The 3656-nt window shown below is 36.3% G+C and carries 5 protein-coding genes and 1 pseudogene; all 6 read left to right on the top strand.

The genetic code is table 11. From position 1 onward, the window contains the following. Window positions 1-156: 156 nt before the first annotated feature. A complete protein-coding gene (rpmI, locus tag AFK68_RS06025; RefSeq protein ID WP_094671995.1) occupies window positions 157-354 on the top strand; it encodes a 50S ribosomal protein L35 in 198 nt (65 codons plus the stop codon). 30 nt (window positions 355-384) lie between these two features. Continuing rightward, a pseudogene (gene rplT / locus AFK68_RS06020) lies at window positions 385-729 on the top strand (50S ribosomal protein L20); the annotation flags it as partial. Between the two features lies 1 nt (window position 730). Further along, a partial coding sequence (locus AFK68_RS44385) for a 50S ribosomal protein L20 (RefSeq protein WP_210407256.1) occupies window positions 731-891 on the top strand: 161 nt, incomplete at its 5' end. A gap of 258 nt (window positions 892-1149) precedes the next feature. Beyond that, window positions 1150-1668: a tetratricopeptide repeat protein gene (locus tag AFK68_RS06015; RefSeq protein ID WP_094671993.1), complete on the top strand. Its 519-nt coding sequence runs from the start codon at window positions 1150-1152 to the stop codon at window positions 1666-1668. A 372-nt stretch (window positions 1669-2040) separates the two neighbouring features. After that, window positions 2041-2640 (top strand): DUF1517 domain-containing protein, encoded by a 600-nt coding sequence (locus AFK68_RS06010; RefSeq protein WP_210407255.1) that lies wholly within the window; start codon window positions 2041-2043, stop codon window positions 2638-2640. Window positions 2641-3113: 473 nt separating this feature from the next. After that, window positions 3114-3656, top strand: a 543-nt coding sequence (locus AFK68_RS06005; protein ID WP_210407254.1) for a hypothetical protein, incomplete at its 3' end; no start/stop codon positions are given.

Here is a 3656-nt window from a genome sequence, read left to right as displayed (position 1 = left end):
TAATTTAACTTCTGAGTTCTAAATTCTCAATTCTAAATCTCAAATATAGCCAGAACAATAATTTAACTTCTGAATTCTAAATTCTAAATTGGGGTATTTGATTTTAACAAAATTTATGGTATTATAAAAGCTTGTGTGTAAAATTAGCGTAAGTCCATGCCAAAACTAAAAACTCGCAAATCAGCAGCAAGACGATTTAAAGCCACAGGCAGTGGCAAAATCAAACGTCGTAAAGCCTTCAAGAGTCATCTTTTGGAGCATAAAAGCTCTACTCGCAAGAACGATATGTCGAAAATGGCTCTTGTCCATGAGACTAATGAAGAAAATGTACGTCTAATGCTTCCTTATTTATAAAGTATAAAATTTTAGGTTAGGAGAAAAATTATGCCGAGAGTTAAAAGAGGTAATGTTGCCCGAAAACGCCGTAACAAAATTCTGAAGCTAGCTAAAGGATTTAGAGGGGCACAGTCCAGACTATTTAAAGTTGCTAACCAACGAGTAATGCAGGCGTTACGCAATGCTTATCGCGATCGCCGGAAACGGAAACGGGACTTTCGCCGTTTATGGATTGCCCGGATCAATGCAGCAGCTCGTCAACAAGGTACAAGCTATAGTCAATTAATTGGCAATATGAAAAAAGCCAATATTGAAATTAACCGTAAAATGTTAGCACAATTAGCAGTTTTAGATCCTGAAACTTTTGCAAAAGTTGTGGAGTTGGCAGGTAAANATGCAGCAGCTCGTCAACAAGGTACAAGCTATAGTCAATTAATTGGCAATATGAAAAAAGCCAATATTGAAATTAACCGTAAAATGTTAGCACAATTAGCAGTTTTAGATCCTGAAACTTTTGCAAAAGTTGTGGAGTTGGCAGGTAAAGCTAATGGATAATGGATAATGGATAATTGATAATTGATAATGGATAATTGATAATTAATAATTAATCCCCAAAGGTGATTATATAGATACAGCAAATTCCAGGTATGTAAGGTACAACAAAATAAAAACCTTTGTCGCACAGACATATTGCCTGTTGGAATCCGTTGTAATTGATAATTAGAGATATTTTCATTATTCATTATCAATATCAGTATTAATTAATGAAAATGCACCACGACCTACAATAAAAATTAATCCTGGGTAAAGATTATGGATAGCACTCTACCAGTTTTATACTTATTAATACTGCTAATATTATTGTCAATAACAGCTATATTTATTATTCGTCAGATTACGAAGACGAGGAAAACAGAAGGTCAGCTTTCTAACTTGAAAAATAAACTGACAAAAGAACAGGGAACAGTAGATGAATATTATCAGCTTGCTAGTATATATTTAGAAAAAAAATTGTATGTTCAGGCAATTGAATTATTTCAAAAAGCTCTGAGATTAAAAGACGAAGAGAATGTAGAAGATTTTCCGAAAGTTTATAATGCTCTTGGTTTTGCTTACTTCTCTCAAGAGCAATATGATATTTCAATTAGGCAGTATAAAGAAGCATTAAAAATAGCTCCTAATTATGTAACAGCTTACAATAATTTGGGTCATGCTTATGAGAAGAAAAAATTAACTGCCCAAGCATTAGAAGCTTATGAGTCAGCACTGAAATATGACTCAAAAAATGATACTGCGAAAAGACGTGCAGAATCTATGAGGAAACGTTCTTAAATTTATAATTTAGAATTTAGAAGTAAAAATTATTAGCTCGTAGTTGCGCTTTAGCGCGGCAAGACACATGATCAGGACTTACGCAGAAGCACTATATCTAGTAGGGGCTAATGGCCATTCGCCCCTACAGATGGTGTATAATTTCATTTTTTGCGTAAGTCCTGATGATATAAAACTGAAAGTCAAATAAATTACCGTGTAGAAATAATCAATTTGAGGACTTACGCAAAGAAACCGGGTTTTTAGGATAAATCGTTGTTTTTAACAATAAATATTGACGAAAAAACCCGGTTTCTCGGTCCGCCTGCGTAAGTCCTGAATTTCTTACTTTTGACTTTTGATTTTTGACTTAATTAATTGGCAGGTAAAATTATGGGTTGGCAAGATAGTTTAAATAAATTTACAGGCAAAACGAGATTTGTTGTGTCTCGTTTATTTATTCACTTAGCGGGTTCGGAGGTAACGCCTTTATTGGGTGTTTTGAATAGAGCTGTTAGGGAAGCGGTTGCATCAGAAGGTGACTTGGAAGTAGTGGGGGAAAGACTGGTTGAAGTCTGTCAAAGTCTCCTACAATATAATATCTATTGGCAATCTGCTGCAAATGAGGGAGATGTTATTTGGAATGAGGGAGAAGCGGGAGACTTTTTTGATGAATTGTTTACAGACTCTGCTCAACGCTACCTAAGTTCTGGGGAAAATGATGACTATGGGGAAGATAACGAACCGTTAACTTTGCCTCCCACTGGTAATTTAGTGGTAATGATAACAGTTGCTTTTGAGGGAGAAGTGCCAGACATTGAAACTGACTTGGCGAGTATGGGGGCGATGACTGAAGCATTAAAAGCTTTGATTAATTTACATTATCAAGAAAAGTTGCGGGGTATTCAAATACATTTTTCTCCAGCACGTTTAGGGGATGAATTGGATAATGAACAATTATTAGTTAATTTTTCTGAATTAATTCCTTTGTAATATTATTTCAGCTAAAACATTTTATTTAAGTAGATCGCAAAGTAGGGACGTTGGATAACAAAAATGCGTTTCATGTCGCATAGCGAAACGTCCCTACAGTAACATCAAAAATGGTGTTCAAATATTTGATTTGAGTAGAGTCCAGTAGGGTGCTGTTTCGCTACGCGACATGTTTGCGGAGCATTCCGTCAGGAAAAAGCGATAGCGTAACGCACCAGCAACATGAAAATGGTGCGTTACGCTCCACTTCGTTCCACTAACGCACCCTACAAAGTTTTAATATGGTTAATTATAATTATCCTCAATTTGAATAATTTTTATGATTGTCATCGTATATATTGTATAGCAATCCTAAATAGGTTGTAAGATTTTATTGTAGGGGTTTGGTCTCCAAACCCAAGTGCCAAGGGATTTGTCAACCAAACCTCTACAGTTTTTTCTCACAAATCATTCGATATTGCTATATAGGAATTGTGCCCATTAATAGTTATGAAAATAGTCGGCGACAGGCTGTAATTATTAATGGTTTGGCAGAATGTGAGGAGACTGTTTCTTTATCAGGTGTTTTGCACAGTCGGGGTGATTTTACTGTGGGATATTGGCCGCAAACAAACCGCTCTTGGCAAGATGTAAAAGGCGGAATATTGGAATGTTTGAATATTAATCCCCCCCAGCCCCCCTTTGAAAGGGGGGAGTTAGAAATTGAGCCTCCCCAACCACCCTTGGGAAAGGGCGAGTTGGAGTTGGAAACAGCCTTTTTCTACATCCGCGGTGAGGTTGAAACTGTTATTAATGATGATGATGAGCAGGAACATTATCTGGTTTTGGGGGATGGGGTGCGTATTAGTTGTTTTTGGTTGCAGAGAAAATTATGGAGTTCCCAGGTGCGTCAACAGGTAATTCTTCTTGATTTTCCTAATGCTGAAAATGATGTGCTGACTCAATGGGTGGAATATTTGCACCAAGAAAAGAATAAGTCTCAATGTATTATTGCTTCCTCGTCGTTAGAGTTTTCT

Origin of the sequence: Hydrocoleum sp. CS-953 (genome assembly GCF_002260545.1) — a bacterium.
In the GTDB taxonomy this organism is placed as follows: Bacteria; Cyanobacteriota; Cyanobacteriia; order Cyanobacteriales; family Microcoleaceae; genus Trichodesmium.
This window is presented reverse-complemented; position numbering and strand designations above follow the sequence as displayed.